Here is a 17,672-nt window from a genome sequence, read left to right as displayed (position 1 = left end):
TCAGACCTCGCCCCAGAGATCGTGGCCGTCCGCGCCGGTGATTTTCACGGAGACGAAGTCGCCCGCCTTGTAGCGCTTGGACGCCTTTGTCGGCGGCGCGATATAGACGACGCCATCGATTTCCGGCGCATCCGCCGCCGTGCGGCCGACCCCGCCTTCGGCGCTGACTTCGTCGACGAGCACCTTCACCGTCTTGCCGACCTTCTTTTTCATGCGCTTCGCCGACAGTTCCTCGGCGAGTTCCATGAAGCGCGCGCGGCGTTCCTCGCGCACTTCGTCGGGCAGCGCGCCGTCGAGTTCGTTCGCGCTCGCGCCCTCTACCGGCGAATACGCGAAGCAGCCGACGCGGTCCAGATCTGCTTCCTTGATGAAGTCGAGCAGCGTCTGAAACTGTTCTTCGGTTTCACCGGGGAAGCCCGCGATGAACGTGCTGCGGATGGTCAGGTCGGGGCACATGGCGCGCCACGCCTTCACGCGTTCGAGCACCTTCTCCGCGTTGGCCGGGCGTTTCATGCGCTTCAGCACTTCCGGATGCGCGTGCTGGAACGGCACGTCGAGATACGGCAGGACGTGGCCTTTGAGCGGACCCGCGGCCATCATCGGGATGACTTCATCGACGCTCGGATACGGATAGACGTAATGCAGCCGCACCCACGCGCCGTACTGCGCGGCCAGCTCGCCGAGCGCGCCGACCAGTTCGGTCATGCGCGTCTTGAGCGGCTTGCCGTTCCAGAAACCGGTGCGGTATTTGACGTCGACACCGTACGCGCTCGTGTCCTGCGAAATAACGAGCAGTTCCTTGACGCCCGACTTGAACAGATTCTCGGCTTCGAGCATGACTTCGGCGACGGGCCGCGACACGAGGTCGCCGCGCATCGACGGGATGATGCAGAACGCGCAGCGATGATTGCAGCCTTCGGAGATCTTCAGATACGCGTAGTGACGCGGTGTGAGCTTGATGCCGGCGGGCGGCACGAGGTCGACGAAGGGATCGTGTGGTTTCGGCAGATGCGTGTGCACCGCGTTCATCACTTCGTTGGTGGCATGCGGACCGGTGACCGCGAGCACCTTCGGGTGTACTTCTTCGATGAGGCCGGTGCCGCTCGCGCTCTTTTTTGCGCCGAGGCAGCCGGTGACGATGACCTTGCCGTTTTCGCTGAGCGCTTCGCCGATGGCGTCGAGGCTTTCCTGGACGGCTTCATCGATGAAACCGCATGTGTTGACGACGACGAGATCGGCGCCGTCGTACGTGCCGGAGATTTCGTAGCCTTCGGCGCGAAGTTGGGTGATGATCTGCTCGGAATCGACCAGGGCTTTGGGGCAGCCGAGGCTGACCATACCGATTTTCGGCGCTGGCGCTGCGGGGGTGGATTTTGCTGGAGTGTTCACGGGGTATTCGGGCAGGGGCACGGTTGCGGCGTGCTTTTTGCCGCTGGGGCGCGGCGAGGTTTAGTATTTTAACTGGTTTGGGCGGGGGGTTTTGTGCGGCTTGTGGTGGTGCTCTTGCCGGCGTCTCGGGTTTGTGTTCAGTAGCCGCCTTCCCGGCGGGCGGGGTAACTTTCTTGGCTGTCGACGGAGTTGGCGCTTCAGCGCCTTACTCTGGTTTCATGCAAGAAAAGCAGCTTCTCTTCTGAACCGCTCGATGCAGTGATTTATGCGGCCACTTCGTAGGACACCAGTGGCTCTCAGCTTGCAAACAGCCCTGAATCACCTTCCGCGCCCACTATTACTAACGTCCTGCGAGCCCCTTGGCTCGAAAAACCAACGGTGCCCATACGGTCGCGAACAAGCTCAACGGACGCCACCACTGCAACGTGAAGAACTGCGTTAGGAACACCAGGACCGATCCCTCGGCAACCACCTGTTCTTCGTCGCGAGCTAGTGTGCCACCGGTATTAACGAGCCAGGGGGCTCGGAGGACGTTAGTAGTCAGTGGGCGTGGAAGGTGATTCAAGGCTCTGTCAAACTGAGGGCCACCGATTTTCTACGAAGTGGCCACTCAGATCAGTGCATCGTGCCGTTCGAGAAAAAGCTGCTTTCTTTGGTGATTTTCTTTGCATGGGACCAGAGTAAGGCGCTGAAGCGCCAACTCTGGTCGACAGCCGAGAGAGTGACCCCCGCCCCGGGGAGGAGCGCACGAATAAACCGACACGAATACAAGTTCAACGCAAACACAGGCGAACGAAACAAACACAAGCCCGCCGACCCGCAGAGAAAAACACCACTACAACCCCACGCTCAGCGACAAGAAAAAGCGCTTTACTTCTTCTCGCCAGAAGAACCCGAACCCTGCTGCCCGGGAAACGGAAACGTATTGAACATCGACTTCGCCTGATTCTGCATCTGCTCCTGCATCTGCACGAACATATTCTTCGACTGCTCGATATAGTTCGTCATCATCCCCTGCATCATCGGGGCCTGCATGTTCATGAACTGCGACCAGACTTCCGGATTCAGCGCATTGCCGTCATAAATGCCCTTGCTCTGTTCGGACAGTTTCTGCTGAATGTCGATGAACGCCTGGATATTCTTCTCCAGATACGTGCCCATCATGCCCTGCATCGCATGGCCGTAAAAGCGGATGATCTGCGAAAGCATCACCGATGAAAACATCGGCAAGCCGCCACTCTCTTCTTCGAGAATGATCTGCAGAAGAATGCTGCGCGTCAGGTCGTCGTTGGACTTCGCGTCGAGCACCTTGAAGTCTTCCTGATCGAGCACGAGTTGCTTCACATCCGACAACGTGATGTAGGTGCTCGTCTCCGTGTCATACAGCCGGCGATTCGGATATTTTTTTATCAGCCGCTCGGCGGATTTCTTTGTAGTAGTAGGGGTGGTCATTGAACGCCTTTAAACGCAAGACTTTACTGCGGTGGCAGCAGGCATGTCTTGCGTTGTCGCAAAAAAGCGTTGCTGCTGGGTCGCCGCGTCATTGATATATCCGGCAAGCGCGGCGAGCCGGACAGGCGCCCCGGGCGCCCGGCCGACCGCCGCCGCCCGTCAGCCCATGTGCAAGCCACCGTTGAGCGAAAAGTCCGCGCCGGTGGAAAAACCCGATTCCTCCGAAGCCAGCCACGCAACGATCGACCCGATCTCGTCCGGCGTGCCGAGACGTCGGACAGGAATGGTCGCCACGATCTTTTCCAGCACTTCAGGACGAATCGACTTCACCATGTCCGTGCCGATATAGCCCGGCGACACCGTGTTGACCGTCACGCCCTTGGTCGCCACTTCCTGTGCAAGCGCCATCGTGAAGCCGTGAATGCCGGCCTTCGCCGTCGAATAGTTCGTCTGGCCGAACTGGCCCTTCTGCCCGTTCACCGACGAAATATTGATGATGCGGCCGAAGCCGCGCTCCACCATGCCGTCGATCACCTGCTTCGTCACGTTGAAAAGGCTCGTCAGGTTCGTGTCGATGACGGCCGTCCAGTCCTCGTGCGTCATCTTCCGGAACACCACGTCGCGCGTGATGCCGGCGTTGTTCACGAGCACATCGATTTCGCCGACCTCGGCCTTGACCTTGTCGAACGCGGCCTTGGTCGAGTCCCAGTCGCCGACATTGCCTTCCGACGCGATGAAGTCGTAACCGAGCGCCTTCTGATCTTCGAGCCATTTCACGCGGCGCGGAGAATTCGGGCCGCAGCCCGCGACCACCGTGAAGCCATCCTTATGCAGACGCTGGCAAATGCTCGTGCCGATGCCGCCCATGCCGCCCGTTACATACGCTATGCGCTTCGTCATTCCCGACTCCCTTTTCGTTATGCGGACCGCGCCCGACCGCGCCGCCCGCTTCTCTCGTGTCCGTGCCGCCGACGCGTCTTACAGACGCTCGACCGCCAGCGCGACGCCCATGCCGCCGCCGATGCACAGCGACGCCAGGCCCTTCTTCGCATCGCGCTTCTGCATCTCGTGCAGCAGCGTGACCAGAATGCGGCAGCCCGATGCGCCGATCGGATGACCGATTGCAATCGCCCCGCCGTTCACGTTGATCTTCGACTGATCCCAGCCCATCTGCTTGTGCACCGCCAGCGCCTGCGCCGCAAACGCCTCGTTGATCTCCATCAGGTCCAGATCGTTCACGCCCCAGCCCGCGCGCTCCAGACAGCGCTTCGAGGCCGGCACCGGACCCATGCCCATCACCTTCGGATCGACGCCCGCGTTCGCATACGCCCTGATGCGCGCCAGCGGCGTGAGGCCCAGCGCCTCGGCCTTCTTCGCCGACATCACCACCACCGCCGCCGCGCCATCGTTGATGCCCGATGCGTTCGCCGCCGTCACCGTGCCTTCTTTCGAGAACGCCGGCTTCAGGCCCGAAAGCGCTTCGGCGGTAACGCCGTGACGCACGAACTCGTCCGTGTTGAACTGCAGCGGGTCGCCCTTGCGCTGCGGAATCGCGATCGGCACGATTTCATCGTTGAAACGGCCCGCCTTCTGCGCAGCCTCCGCCTTGTTCTGCGACAGCGCCGCGAACTGATCCTGCGCTTCGCGCGTGATGCCGTACTCGCGCGCGACGTTCTCCGCCGTCGTGCCCATGTGGTAGTTGTTGTACACGTCCCAGAGGCCATCGACGATCATCGAGTCGATCAGCTTCGCATCGCCCATGCGAAAGCCGTCGCGCGAGCCCGGCAGCACGTGCGGCGCGGCGCTCATGTTCTCCTGACCGCCCGCCACGACGATTTCCGCATCGCCCGCGATGATCGCGTTGGCCGCGAGCATCACCGCCTTCAGGCCCGAGCCGCACACCTTGTTGATCGTCATGCCGGGAACCATGTCCGGCAGACCCGCCTTGATCACCGACTGACGCGCCGGGTTCTGCCCCGAACCCGCCGTCAACACCTGCCCCATGATGACTTCGCTCACCTGCTCCGGCTTCACGCCCGCGCGCTCCAGCACCGCGCGAATCACCGTTGCACCGAGATCCGGCGCCGCGATCTTCGCGAGCGAACCGCCGAACTTGCCAACCGCCGTACGCGCGGCCGATACGATCACTACGTCAGTCATTTCAGTTTCCTTTGGCATCGCATGTTAATGCCGTTTCGTGAGTGCCTATGCGGTCTCGCGCACAGTCGCCATTTCGATGCAAGCACCGCTCAACTGTCACGCTCCAGTACATAACGGCCCGGCGCCGCCTCGATCACCGGACGAGCCTTCGACCCGAGCGATGCGCCCGGCTTCACCTGCTCGCCCGCGTTCGCGGCAAGCCATTCCGTCCACGTCGGCCACCAGCTTCCGGGGTGCTCGCTCGCGGCTTCGAACCACGCATCCGGATCGTCCGGGAGGCGGCCGTTCGCGTTGTCGAGCATCCAGAAACTGCGCTTGTTCTTCGACGGCGGATTGATCACGCCCGCGATATGTCCCGATGCGCCGAGCACGAACGTCTGCGGTCCCGACAGGATCGGCGCGGAAGCATACGCCGATTTCCACGGCACGATATGGTCCTCGCGCGAACCGTAGATGAAGGTCGGCAGGTCGAGCTTCGTGAGGTCGACGGCCTGGCCGCACACGGTCAGCGCGCCCGGCTCACGGAGCTTGTTTTCCAGATACGTGTTGCGCAGATACCAGACGCACATCGGGCCCGGCAGGTTTGTCGAGTCGCTGTTCCAGAAGAGCAGATCGAACGCCTGCGGCGTGCGGCCCTTGAGGTAATTGTCGACGACGTAATTCCACACGAGATCGTTCGGGCGCAGATACGAGAACGTGTTGGCGAACTCGATGCCGCGCATCAGTCCCGGCGGCGCGCCGTTTCTGCCGCCGATGGCCTGCTCGCGCATCTGCACGTGCGCCTCGTCGACGAAGACATCGAGCACGCCGGTATCGGAGAAGTCGAGCATCGACGTGAGCAGCGTCATCGATGCGGCCGGCTCGCTGCCGCGCGCCTTCTCGACGGCGAGCGCCGTTGCGAGCAGCGTTCCGCCGATGCAGAAGCCGAGCGTGTTGATCTTGTCCGCGCGGCTGATTTCCTTCACGACGGCCATCGTGTCGATCACGCCCTGCTGCACGTAGTCGTCCCACGTCTTGTCAGCGATCGACTGATCCGCATTGCGCCACGACAGAATGAACACCTGCTGCCCCGATTCGAGCGCATGGCGCACGAGCGAGCCTTCCGGCGACAGATCGAGGATATAGAACTTGTTGATGCACGGCGGCACGATCAGAAGCGGCCGCGCGTAGACTTTCGGCGCGAGCGGCTTGTACTGGATCAGTTGCACGAGTTCGTTCTCGTACACCACCGCGCCTTCGGTCGTCGCGATGTTCTTGCCGACCTTGAAGCCCGATTCGTCCGACTGGGAAATCTTGCCCCGCTGCATGTCGCCGAGCAGGTTGAGCATGCCCTGACGCAAGCTCTCGCCCTTGCTCTCGATGAGCGCCTTCTGTGCTTCGGGATTCAGCGCGAGGAAGTTGCTCGGCGCGGCCATCGCGGCCCACTGCTGCACCGTGAAACGGATGCGCTCACGCGTCTTCGGATCGCTCTGGATCGCGTCGGCGAGTTCCTGCAGATAACGCGCGTTCAGCAGATACCACGCAGCGGTGAACGCGAACGCCGGCGTGGATTGCCACGCGGTGTCCTTGAAGCGCCGGTCTTTCAGCGCGGCGGCGTCGATGTTCTGTGCACTCGCCTGCTTGAGCAGCTCGGTCACGTCGCGCGTGTAGTCGCTTTGCAGTTGATGCAGTCGTTCCGGTGCAATGGCTGCCGTCGGAATCTTCGGGAGCGTCGGCAAGCCCTGCATCGCCGCGCCGAAGCCCGGCATGCTGCTCGCGAGCTTCGCGAATTCCGCCAGTCCGTTCATCTTCGCGATGTCCGGCATCTGCGGCATATTCGCGATGGTCGGGAACGCGCCGGCCAGGCCGTTCGTGAGTCCGCCGAGTCCCGGAAAAGGCAGAGCGCCCAGTCCGGGCATGGCCGGCGTCGCGCCATTCGATGAAAACGCGCTCGCGGCCTGATTCGTCTGTTCAGTGAATTTGGCCCATTGACCGGGATCGGCCACCGTTCGCCATGCGTTGAGCCATTGTTCGAACGCCTGCTGCACGCCAGTCGTATCGGCTGAAGGTTGTGCCGGAGTGCTGTCGGCCGTGCTGGAGCGGGAAGATGAAGAAGAAGTTTTGGAAGCCATACCCGCCTTTGACCTCTGAGTCTCGCAAGACTGATTGTGATGCAGGCATTGCCGGGCTTTCCTGACCAGCGCGCAGAGTTTGATGCGCCTTAAATTGCGCGTGGCAAGAGTGCCTTGCTACGCCGTGCCCGATTGAATGAATTCCGGGAACATTCTTGCTCTACGGTGTCGAGCATGTCAATGCTTCATCCGATTTTGCCGCAGTGCGATATTTTTATAATTATCGTTTTCCCCCATGAAAGAAAAGGCTTCGTCACGGGGGTTGAAATCGCGATTAAGGCACCGGCGGATTAATCGGCGAGCCAGATCATGGCGGCCATGCGCCCCGTCACGCGATCGCGACGATACGAATAGAAGCGCTCCGTCTCCGTCACCGTGCAATGCGCGCCGCCATGAATGCGCGCGGCGTCGATGCCGATGCCGGCGAGGCGCAAGCGCGCGAGTGCGTAAATGTCGGCGAGATACTTGTTCCCGCTGCCTGTCGAACGGAACGCGGCCACCGTGGCGTCGCGGCGGTCTGCGCTGCACGCAGCGGCGAACGCTTGCAGCACGTCCTCTCCGACTTCGAACGCGTTCGGACCGATGGCCGGCCCGAGATATGCGTTGAGCCGGGACGCCGATGCGCCCGCCAGCGCGGCCACCCGCTCGCCGGTCTTCTCGACGATGCCCCCCGCCAGCCCGCGCCATCCCGCATGCGCGGCGCCGACCGCGCGGCCGTCGTCGTCGCAGAAGAGCACGGGCAGGCAATCGGCCGTCATCACGACACACACGATGCCCGCGCGATCGGTGACGCTCGCATCGGCGTCGACGGGTGCGCCTGCGTCGATCACCGCGTGAGCGTCCTCGACTTGCGTGCCGTGGACTTGCTGCAGCCATGCGGCGTCGCGCGCACCGGTGAGCGCGAGCGCACGGCGGCGGTTCTCGCGCACCGCGTCGGGCGCGTCGCCGGTCGAAAGGCCAAGGTTCAGCCCGCCCGCGTCCGGCGCGCCGCCGTGATAAGGCGCAACGCTGACGCCGCCAGCCCGCGTCGTGACGAAAGCGCGAACGCGCGGCGACACGCGCCATTGCGGCCACAGGCAGTGCCGCGCTTCCAGCGGGGGCGCATCGGCGGTGCGCGAACCGGTCGAACTCTCGCTCATGCTTCGTCGTCCTCGTAATCTTCGTCTTCGTCCCAGTCGCCTTCGTCCTCGTCCGTCTCGTAGGCCTGGGCGAAGTCGTCGTCTTCGTCGAAATCGATATCCTCGTCGCGCCCGAAGCCGAGTTCGGCGGCGAGCGCGGACATATCGTCGGGCACGTCCGCGCGCCAGTGCACGTCTTTGCCCGTCAGCGGATGGATCAGCCCGAGCCGCCACGCATGCAGCGCCTGCCGCGCGAAGCCGTTCGGCAGCGGCGTCACAGAACGCTTGCCGCGCGCGTGTCCGTAAACCGGGTCGCCCAGCAGCGGATGGCCGACATGCGCGCAATGCACGCGGATCTGATGCGTGCGGCCGGTTTCGAGATCGCAATGGATGGCGCTGACCGGCTGGCCTTTCCAGAGCGCCCGGTCGATGGTCCTGAAATGCGTACGCGCGTGCTTGCCCGCCGCGCTCTGCACGACGGCCATGCGCGTGCGCTCGCGGGGATCGCGGCCGATGGGCGCGTCGATCGCGCCGTCATCGCGCATGTTGCCCCAGACGAACGCGACGTAGCGGCGCTTCACGGTGCGCGCCTGCAACTGGCGCACCAGGTCGGTCTGCGCCTCGAGCGTGCGCGCGACGACCATCAGCCCCGACGTCTCCTTGTCCAGCCGATGCACGATGCCCGCGCGCGGCAGACCGGCCGCCGCGTCGCCGTATCGATGGAGCAGGCCGTTCAGCAGCGTGCCGCTCCAGTTCCCGGCCGCCGGATGCACGACCATGCCCGCCGGCTTATTGATGACCACGAGCGCGTCGTCTTCATGGACGATATGAAGCGGCACCGGCTCCGGTGTGAAAGCCAGTTGCTCCGGCAGCAGGTCGGGCACAAGCGAAATGGTCGCGCCGAGCGGTACCGACTGGCGCACTTTGGCGCGCGCCCCGTCGACGAGCACGCGCCCTTCTTCGATCCAGCCCTGCAGGCGGCTGCGCGAGAACTCTGGGAAAACCTTCGCGAGCACCTTGTCGAGCCGGTCGCCCGCGAGCGCGTCGGGAACGAGCGCGGTGCGCACGTCCCCGGACGATGCAGCCGGGTCCGTCACGCGCGCCGGTTCCGGCGAAGCCGCGTCGTCGGCCGTATTGCATCGGCTATAATCTTTGAGTTGATCTTTGGTACCACGAGTACTTGAGCGGGTCATTTGCAGAAGATTAGCGGGAAAGCTGCGGGAATGCGGCGGGAACGTTGCGGAGAACCACCGCGGAGAACCACCGCGGAGAACCGCCGCGGGGAGCCAACCGGCGGACGAAGCGATGAATGCGGAACGTCAGCACGCAACCCGCGAGTCCCCGTGCTTCGACGTTGCGGACCGGGAAACATCGCGATCGACCGAACGGCATGCCGCGCGGTAGAGACTGCACCGGAATCACAGCTGGACACAGCTTCAATCAGCCAGTAACAGCCAGTATTAGCCAGGATAAGCAAGCACTGATGCGAGCCTTCAACACCATTCATCAATCGATGCGGCAATCGATCAAGTATCTGGCGCTGGCCGCGAGCGTCGCCGTCGTGGCGGCCTGTCACGGCTTGCCCGAGAAGACCGACGAAACCGCACTCTGGAACAACAACAAATTATATACGGAGGCCCAGGACGCGCTGTCGGGCAGCGACTGGGGCAAATGCGCCAAGTACTTCGAAGCACTCGAAGGGCGCGACCCGTTCGGTCACTTCGCGCAGCAGGCGCAGATCAACGTCGCGTACTGCAACTGGAAGGACGGCGAAACCGCCAACGCCGATCAGGCCATCGACCGCTTCATCCGGCTGCATCCGGATCATCCCGAGATTTCCTACGCGTACTATCTCAAGGGCATGATCCATTTCAACGACGACCTGGGTCTCTTCGGCCGCTTCTCCGGTCAGGACATGAGCGAGCGCGATCCGAAGTCGCTGCGCGAGTCGTATGACGCGTTCAAGGTCGTCGTCGACAAATACCCGCAAAGCAAGTACGCGCCGGACGCCGCACAGCGCATGCGTTACATCGTGAACGCGCTCGCGTCGCATGAAGTGCATGCGGCCGACTATTACTATCGCCGGGGCGCGTATGTTGCGGCGATCAACCGCGCGCAGCTCGCCATCCGCGAATACAAGAATGCGCCGGCAACGGAAGAGGCGCTGCACATCATGATGATGTCGTATCAGCGGCTCGACCAGCCGCAACTCGCCGACGACACCAAGCGCGTGCTCGCCGCGACGTTCCCCGACAGCCCGTATGTCACCGGCAAGCGCCGCGCGGGCGCCGACAAGCCGTGGTATCAAATCTGGTAAGAGTCGCGTAACGGCCGGCGCATTGCGTCGGCCTGTCGACAGGGCGTCGCGGAGGCCCTATTTTTTCGCTCAAAATTTTTCTCTTGAGCAACAAAATTTAGCAATCCTCACGTCAGTGTCAGGCATGGCAGCGGTGCTGCGCGCGCCTCAACTCGACGAAAACTAAAAGAGATCAGCATGGCCGCATCCTCCTTGCGCAACAAATCAGCTCCGGCGACGCAACCCAGGCTCACGCAGCGAGACGAGTTCCTCGATGCGATGGACCTGCTGCTTCCGTGGCCGCGCCTGTGCGCCATCGTCAAGCAGCACCGGCGCGATGGCGGCGAGCGCTTTCCCGCAGGCATCGAGCGCATGTTGCGCGTCTGTTTCATCCAGAGCTGGTTCGGTCTGTCGGATCGCGCTTGCGAGGATGCGCTCATCGACAGCCTCGCGTTCAGGCGTTTCGCGCGCATCGATGAAAAATGCCCGATCGCGCCTGACGCCCGGGCAATTCAGCAATTCCGGAGCGTTCTTCAGTCGCAGCAATCGGCGGCGGCGCTGCTGGCCGAGGTGAACGGCGTGATGGCGGCGAACGGTATTCGCATCAAGGCCGGCACGATCACCAATGCGCGTATCGTTGCGAACCTTTCGGCGGGTAACGACGAAGCGAGCGAGCGCGCGGCATCCGGCAATCCGCCACGAGAAGCGCGGAGCTACGGCGACGCATACGGCAGCCTTTCCATGCGTTTCAGGCAAGCGCCGGCGCGAGCGCCATCGACCACGGACGCGAGCGCGCGCGTCGCTCAGGCGGTCGCGAACATCGAACGCATCGCGACGGCCGCTAGTCGGCCAGTTCCACGGCGGAAGTCGGCGAATCACTGAAAAACGCGCGGACGACGTCCAGTTCACGCGTGCGCTTGAACGGCGGCAAGCTCTGCCAGATTCGCCGTCCGTAGGGCTTGTCGACGAGGCGCGTGTCGCAGATCATCAGCACGCCGCGGTCGGTTTCGGCGCGAATCAGGCGGCCTGCGCCCTGTTTGAGCGTGATGACCGCCTGCGGCAACTGATGCACCGCGAAGGGGCTCAGCCCTTTCTTCGTGAGCGCGTCGAGGCGGGCGGCGAGCACGGGATCGTCGGGCGGCGCGAACGGCAGCTTGTCGATGACGACGAGCGACAGCGCATCCCCTCTCACATCGACGCCTTCCCAGAAACTCTGGCTGCCGACGAGAATCGCGTTCCCATACGCGCGGAAGCGATCGAGCAGTTCGGTGCGGCTCGCATCGCCCTGAACGAGCAGCGGATTGTCCCAGCCGCGCCGCTCGATCACATCGCGCAGACGCGAAGCGATGCGATCGACCGCGCGCAGCGTCGTACACAGCACGAACGCGCCGCCACCCGCCGCCTCGATCACCGGCAACGCGGCTTCGAAGACGGCGTCGGTGAACTGCGGCGACGACGGCTGCGGGAGATTGCGCGGCACGTAGAGCAGGCCTTGCGACGGGTAATCGAACGGGCTCGGAAGCGTCATCGAGCGGCGCGCGTTCAGACCCATTTGCGCCGCGTAATGCGTGAAGTCGCCGCGCACCGACAGCGTCGCCGACGTGAAAATCCACGCGCGCGGCACGCCGGCGCGCTGTTTCGCGAAGATCGGCGCGACCGACAGCGGCGTCTCGTGCAACTGAACGGTGTGCGAGAACACTTCGATCCAGCGCACCATCTCGTTCGGCTCTTCCTTCGCGGCTTCTTTCGCGATGGCCTCGTCCTCGACGACGGCGCGCTCCAGCGGCGTCGGCGGCGTGGTCCAGCCCGAGAGCTGGTCCTGCAACTCGCGCGCGCGGCGCACGAGCGCCTGCAGCGATTCCGCCCGCTCCGCATGCGATGACAGCGCCGCCGCGAGCGCATCGAGATGCGTTTCGAGCGTATCGAGCGCGTCGAACAGCGGATGCCCGTCGGGAAGCTGGCCGAGCGAGAAGCGCGCCGAGTCTTCCTTGAACGCGAGCCGCAAATCCCGTGCGGCGCGTTCCAGCGCGGCGCCGAGCTTGGTCCAGTCGGCCGCGTCGCGAGCGTGACTCAGACCTTCGGCGACGGTATCGCGGGCGAGTTCGAGCAGTTGCGTCGTCGAGAGCGTCTCGCCGAAGAAAAGCGTTGCGGTTTCCGGAAGCTGATGCGCTTCGTCGAAGATGATCGTGTTGGCCATCGGCAGGAGTTCGGCCATGCCGGTGTCGCGCAACATCACGTCGGCGAAGAAGAGGTGGTGATTCACGACGACCATGTCCGCCTGCTGCGCCTCCTTGCGCGCCTGCATCACGAAGCAATCCTTGTAATGCGGGCATTCCTGGCCGAGACAGTTGTCGCGCGTGGACGTGACCATCGACCAGACGGGCGAGTTTTCCGGGACGCTTGCGAGTTCGGCCTTGTCGCCGGTGCGCGTGATCTTCGCGAAACGGACGATCTCCTGCAGATGCGACGTGTCCTGCCGCGACGGCAGGCGGCCGTTATCGGCGGTGCGCTCCAGATAATAGTGGCAGAGGTAGTTCGCGCGGCCCTTGAGCATCGCGACCGAGACGGGCACGGCGAGGGCATCGCGCACGGTCGGGATGTCGCGCTGAAAAAGCTGGTCTTGCAGATGCTTCGTGCCGGTCGAGACGATGACCTTGCCGCCCCACAACATGGCCGGGACCAGGTAGGCGTAGGTCTTGCCGGTGCCGGTCCCTGCTTCGACGATGAGCGTGTTCTCGCCGCCGTCGATGGCCGCTTTCGCGGTTGCGATGCCGATGTCGTCGGCGGGCGTCTCGTCGGGGGCATACGGCTTGTCCGATGGCCCGAGCTTGCGCGCGGGACGGCGCTGCGCTTCGAACATCGCGGGCTCGGGCATTGCGCGGCCGGACGCTTCCATCGCGGCAGCGACGGAGCGCGCCATTTCGATCTGCGACGCGCGCGGCCGATAGCCGTCGATCGCGCGCGCGAGCAGGCCATCGGCGGAGAAGATTGCATCGAGTTCGACGCGGCGCTTGTCCGTCAGTGAGAACGGCGTGTTCGCGGCGTCGGGGGATGGGACGGGAGAGTTCAAAGTGAGCTCGATTCTGCGAATTCTGCGGATACCGCGGGTTGTGCAATGCGCCGCGCCGCCGGCGGCGCGTGCGGCCAGCGAGCGCGTGGCTCCGGCACGGCGCGAAGCGGCCTAGTGCGGGTCGGCGTCCAGCTGCAATTGCAGCAGGAGTATGGTGTCCTTGACCTTGAGCTTGCGCTTTTTGAGACGGCGCAATTCGAGATCGTCGATGCCGGACAGCTTGTCGATGAGCGTGTCCAGGCCGTGATGCTCTTCCTGCAACTGCGCGATTCGATCGCGGATCAGAGCGGCATCCGCGGCGGATTGTCGGGGTGCGTTCAATCGCTGCTGCATCCTCGCCTCCTGTCGACCGGACTTAGCGCTTTAGCGCTTAGTCCGGTCCCGTGCAAAGCTGTCGACCGGACTTAGCGCTTTAGCGCTTAGTCCGGTCCCATGCAAAGCTGTCGACCGGGCTTGGCGCTTCAGCGCTTAGTCCGGTCCCATGCATCGCCGTCGACCGGGCTTGGCGCTTTAGCGCTTAGTCCCGTCCCATGCAAAGCTGTCGACCGGAGTTGGCGCTTTAGCGCTTAGTCCGGTCCCATGCATCGCCGTCGACCATCGCGCCGCGCCCTGCGGCGCTACTTTCCCTGCTGTTGCTGCTGTTGCTGCTTCAACTGTTCCTGCTGTGCTTGCTGCGCCTTTTCCTGTTGCTTGCGCGCGGCTTCCTTCTGACGCGCTTCCACCTCGGCGCGATGCTGCGCAGCTTCCTGCTGCTTCTGCTCGAAACGTTGCGCCTTCTGCTCGCGCTCCTGCGCTTGGGCGACACCCCGCGCACGGGCTTCGTCGAGCTTCTTCTGGTAGTCGGCCTGCTTCCGGTCGTACGCGGCCTGATTGGCCGCACGCTGCGGTGCATCGGCGTCGCGCTGGGCGGCGGCCAGCGCATTCTGGCGCTGCTTGTCCTCGTACGCCTGCTGATTCGCCTTCTCGTTGGCCGCGCGTTGCGGCGCTTCGGCTTCGTATTGCGCCTGTTTCAACGCCGTTTGCCGATCGCGCTCCTTCGCGCGTTCGGTGCGCTGCTCGTCGTCGAGCGCGAGCTGTTCCTGGCGGATCTGCTGACGCGCTTCCCGCATTTCGGTGCGTGCATTGTCGAGACAGTGGTTGACGAAGAAAGCGCTGTAGCAATTGTGCTGCTTCACGCCGTAGCGGTAGTCGTTCTCCGATGTCCGCCTGTCGAGCGCCTTCTGGCGCCTGTCGTAGTCGGCTCGCAACGCCTCGTCGGGCTTGCCGGCGTCGCTCTCGGCCGCATCGGGCGACTGCGCCATCGCGGCGGTCGTCGAACTCGGCGCATTAGCCGTCTGCGCGATTACCGGCTGCGTCGCGAGCGCCAGAAGCGCGCCTATCGACGAAACGGCCAGCGCAATTCGCGGGGCCTTTGAAGAGCGAAAGTTGAGCAAATTGATGAACGGCAACGTGATCAGGAATCAGGTGCGCGAAGGTAAAAAAGGGGCTTGCGCGGTCCCGAAATTCTATCACCGCGCGCCGGAGCGCTCCGGCATTTATGGCAAAATGCCCCGCTCCAGCAACCCGGCCCATCGCTCGTCACAGCGTCCGGCGGCGCACAGAAGCGCACGCACGCCCGCATCCGCGAAAGCCCGAAGCATCCCCGCCGCCGCTTCCCGACGAGCCAGCAGACAGCGCAGAATCATGACGGAAACTGTAGCACTCAAGATCGTACAGCGCATCGCCACCGAACTCACCGTGCAGCCGCGCCAGGTCGCCGCCGCCGTGCAGCTTCTCGACGAAGGCTCGACTGTCCCGTTCATCGCCCGGTATCGGAAGGAAGTGACCGGCAATCTCGACGACACGCAACTGCGCACGCTCGAAGAGCGGCTCCTCTATCTGCGCGAGCTGGAAGACCGCCGCGCCGCGATCCTGCAAAGCATCGACGAGCAAGGCAAGCTGACCGCCGAACTGCGCGACGCGATCGAAGGCGCCGACAGCAAGCAGGTGCTCGAAGACCTGTATCTGCCGTACAAGCCGAAGCGCCGCACGCGCGCGCAGATCGCTCGCGAGGCCGGCCTCGAGCCGCTGGCAGCGGCCCTGCTCGCCGACCCGACGCTCGATCCGCAAGCCGAGGCGGCGAAGTTCGTCGATGCCGAAAAGGGCGTCGCCGACACCAAAGCCGCACTCGACGGCGCCCGCGACATCCTTTCGGAGCAGTTCGGCGAGACGGCCGAGATTCTCGGCAAAGTGCGCGATTACCTGTTCAATCAGGGCCGCGTGATGTCGAGCGTCGTGGACGGCAAGCAAGGCGAGGAAGGCGAGAAGTTCCGCGATTACTACGACTACAGCGAGACCATCCGCACCGTGCCGTCGCATCGCGCGCTCGCGTTGTTCCGCGGCCGGAACGCGGGCGTGCTGTCCGTCAAGCTCGGACTCGGCGAGGAGCTGGACGCGCAGGTGCCGCACCCGTGCGAAGCGATGATCGCGCAGCACGTCGGCATCGCCAGTCGCGGACGCGCCGCCGACAAGTGGCTCTCCGATGTCTGCCGCTGGTGCTGGCGCGTGAAGGTGCAGCCGCACATCGAGAACGAACTGCTCACGCAGCTGCGCGAAGAAGCCGAGCACGAAGCCATTCGCGTCTTCGCGCGCAATCTCAAAGACTTGCTGCTCGCCGCCCCCGCGGGTCCGAAGGCCGTGATCGGTCTCGATCCGGGCCTGCGCACCGGCGTGAAGGTCGCCGTCGTCGATCGCACCGGGAAGCTGCTCGCCACCGATACGATCTACCCGCACGAGCCGCGCCGCGACTGGGACGGCTCCATCGCGAAGCTCGCGCGGATCGCACGCGAAACGCAGGCGGAACTGGTGTCGATCGGCAACGGCACGGCGTCGCGCGAAACCGACAAGCTCGCAAGCGAACTGATCGCGAAGCACCCGGATCTGAAGCTGCAGAAGATCGTCGTGTCGGAGGCGGGCGCGTCGGTGTATTCGGCGTCCGAGCTGGCGGCGAAGGAGTTTCCGGCGCTCGACGTATCGCTGCGCGGCGCGGTATCGATCGCGCGGCGTCTGCAGGACCCGCTCGCCGAACTGGTCAAGATCGAGCCGAAGGCCATCGGGGTCGGTCAGTATCAGCACGACGTGAATCAGCGCGAACTGGCGCGGTCGCTCGATGCGGTCGTCGAAGACTGCGTGAACGCCGTCGGCGTCGATGCGAACACGGCGTCCGTCGCCCTGCTCGCCCGCGTGTCGGGCCTGAACGCCACGCTCGCGCGCAATATCGTCGACTATCGCGACGCCAATGGGCCGTTCCCGTCGCGTGAGCACCTGAAGAAGGTCCCGCGTCTCGGCGACAAAACCTTCGAGCAGGCTGCGGGCTTCTTGCGCATCAACAACGGCGAGAATCCGCTCGACCGTTCATCGGTGCACCCGGAGGCGTATCCGGTCGTGCAGCGCATTCTCGCCAAGATCAACAAGCACGTCGGCGATGTGCTCGGCAAGCGCGAAGCCCTCGCGGGGCTGACGGCCGCCGAGTTCGTCGACGATCGCTTCGGCCTGCCGACCGTGCGCGACATTCTCGCCGAGCTCGAAAAGCCGGGCCGCGATCCGCGTCCCGAGTTCAAGACGGCGACGTTCCGCGAAGGCATCGAGAAAATCTCCGACCTCGCGCCGGGCATGGTGCTCGAGGGCGTCGTGACGAACGTCGCGGCATTCGGTGCGTTCGTCGATATCGGCGTGCATCAGGATGGTCTCGTGCACGTGTCGGCGCTGTCGACGAAGTTCATCAAGGACCCGCATGAAGTCGTGAAGGCGGGCCAGGTCGTGAAGGTCAAGGTGCTCGAAACCGATGTGAAGCGCCAGCGCATCTCGCTGACCATGCGCCTCGATGACGATTTCGCGCCCGCGTCGGCGGGCGGCGGCGCGGGTTCATCGGCGGCGCGCGGCGGGCAGGATCGTCGCGGCGCCAGCGGCGGGCGCGATGCGCAGCGCAACCAGCGCCGGGAGCCGGTACCAGGCGGCGCGATGGCCGCGGCTTTCGCGAAGCTGAAACGGTAAGCGACTACGCTGACAATAAAAAACCCACGCACTTCGCAGTGCGT

The 17,672-nt window shown here is 64.1% G+C and carries 13 protein-coding genes; 3 read left to right on the top strand and 10 right to left on the bottom strand.

All coding sequences use genetic code 11. The features are described from left to right. From rimO to P9220_RS10265, 7 genes are all read right to left on the bottom strand, one after another. The gene (rimO, locus tag P9220_RS10295; RefSeq protein WP_309765452.1) at positions 1 to 1,338 is read right to left on the bottom strand and encodes a 30S ribosomal protein S12 methylthiotransferase RimO; all 1,338 of its coding nucleotides are present in this window, start codon (positions 1,336 to 1,338) and stop codon (positions 1 to 3) included. Between the two features lie 921 nt (positions 1,339 to 2,259). Continuing rightward, complete coding sequence (gene phaR, locus P9220_RS10290; RefSeq protein ID WP_309764746.1) at positions 2,260 to 2,841, bottom strand: polyhydroxyalkanoate synthesis repressor PhaR; 582 nt, start codon at positions 2,839 to 2,841, stop codon at positions 2,260 to 2,262. Between the two features lie 159 nt (positions 2,842 to 3,000). Continuing rightward, complete coding sequence (locus P9220_RS10285; protein ID WP_309764745.1) at positions 3,001 to 3,741, bottom strand: 3-ketoacyl-ACP reductase; 741 nt, start codon at positions 3,739 to 3,741, stop codon at positions 3,001 to 3,003. A gap of 78 nt (positions 3,742 to 3,819) precedes the next feature. Further along, positions 3,820 to 5,001 (bottom strand): acetyl-CoA C-acetyltransferase, encoded by a 1,182-nt coding sequence (locus P9220_RS10280; RefSeq protein ID WP_309764744.1) that lies wholly within the window; start codon positions 4,999 to 5,001, stop codon positions 3,820 to 3,822. 89 nt (positions 5,002 to 5,090) lie between these two features. After that, the gene (gene phaC / locus P9220_RS10275; protein WP_309764743.1) at positions 5,091 to 7,112 is read right to left on the bottom strand and encodes a class I poly(R)-hydroxyalkanoic acid synthase; all 2,022 of its coding nucleotides are present in this window, start codon (positions 7,110 to 7,112) and stop codon (positions 5,091 to 5,093) included. Positions 7,113 to 7,402: 290 nt separating this feature from the next. Next, positions 7,403 to 8,251: a peptidoglycan editing factor PgeF gene (gene pgeF, locus P9220_RS10270; protein ID WP_309764742.1), complete on the bottom strand. Its 849-nt coding sequence runs from the start codon at positions 8,249 to 8,251 to the stop codon at positions 7,403 to 7,405. Next, complete coding sequence (locus tag P9220_RS10265; RefSeq protein ID WP_309764741.1) at positions 8,248 to 9,423, bottom strand: RluA family pseudouridine synthase; 1,176 nt, start codon at positions 9,421 to 9,423, stop codon at positions 8,248 to 8,250. Before P9220_RS10265 ends, pgeF begins: the two co-directional genes overlap by 4 nt. Positions 9,424 to 9,713: 290 nt before the next feature. Here P9220_RS10265 and P9220_RS10260 point away from each other — a divergent pair, with 290 nt between their 5' ends. Together P9220_RS10260 and P9220_RS10255 are read left to right on the top strand one after the other, a co-directional pair. Continuing rightward, positions 9,714 to 10,547 carry an outer membrane protein assembly factor BamD gene (locus tag P9220_RS10260; RefSeq protein ID WP_309764740.1) on the top strand — a complete coding sequence of 278 codons (834 nt, stop codon included), beginning with the start codon at positions 9,714 to 9,716 and terminating at the stop codon, positions 10,545 to 10,547. Positions 10,548 to 10,724: 177 nt separating this feature from the next. Further along, the gene (locus tag P9220_RS10255) at positions 10,725 to 11,408 is read left to right on the top strand and encodes a transposase (RefSeq protein ID WP_309764739.1); all 684 of its coding nucleotides are present in this window, start codon (positions 10,725 to 10,727) and stop codon (positions 11,406 to 11,408) included. On the opposite strand, the gene P9220_RS10250 is transcribed toward P9220_RS10255, so the two are convergent. From P9220_RS10250 to P9220_RS10240, 3 genes are all read right to left on the bottom strand, one after another. Further along, positions 11,368 to 13,596: an ATP-dependent DNA helicase gene (locus tag P9220_RS10250; RefSeq protein ID WP_309764738.1), complete on the bottom strand. Its 2,229-nt coding sequence runs from the start codon at positions 13,594 to 13,596 to the stop codon at positions 11,368 to 11,370. The genes P9220_RS10255 and P9220_RS10250 overlap by 41 nt on opposite strands. Positions 13,597 to 13,707: 111 nt before the next feature. Further along, positions 13,708 to 13,929, bottom strand: a complete 222-nt coding sequence (locus P9220_RS10245) for a DUF465 domain-containing protein (RefSeq protein WP_309764737.1) — start codon at positions 13,927 to 13,929, stop codon at positions 13,708 to 13,710. A gap of 284 nt (positions 13,930 to 14,213) precedes the next feature. Further along, positions 14,214 to 15,035, bottom strand: a complete 822-nt coding sequence (locus P9220_RS10240; RefSeq protein WP_404989550.1) for a colicin transporter — start codon at positions 15,033 to 15,035, stop codon at positions 14,214 to 14,216. A 244-nt stretch (positions 15,036 to 15,279) separates the two neighbouring features. Here P9220_RS10240 and P9220_RS10235 point away from each other — a divergent pair, with 244 nt between their 5' ends. Next, a complete protein-coding gene (locus P9220_RS10235) occupies positions 15,280 to 17,628 on the top strand; it encodes a Tex family protein (RefSeq protein WP_309764735.1) in 2,349 nt (782 codons plus the stop codon). Positions 17,629 to 17,672: the final 44 nt, after the last annotated feature.

Source organism: Caballeronia sp. LZ016 (assembly GCF_031450805.1).
Lineage (GTDB): Bacteria > Pseudomonadota > Gammaproteobacteria > Burkholderiales > Burkholderiaceae > Caballeronia.
The sequence above is the reverse complement of the archived record's forward strand: the minus strand, read 5'-3'. Positions and strand labels throughout refer to the sequence as shown.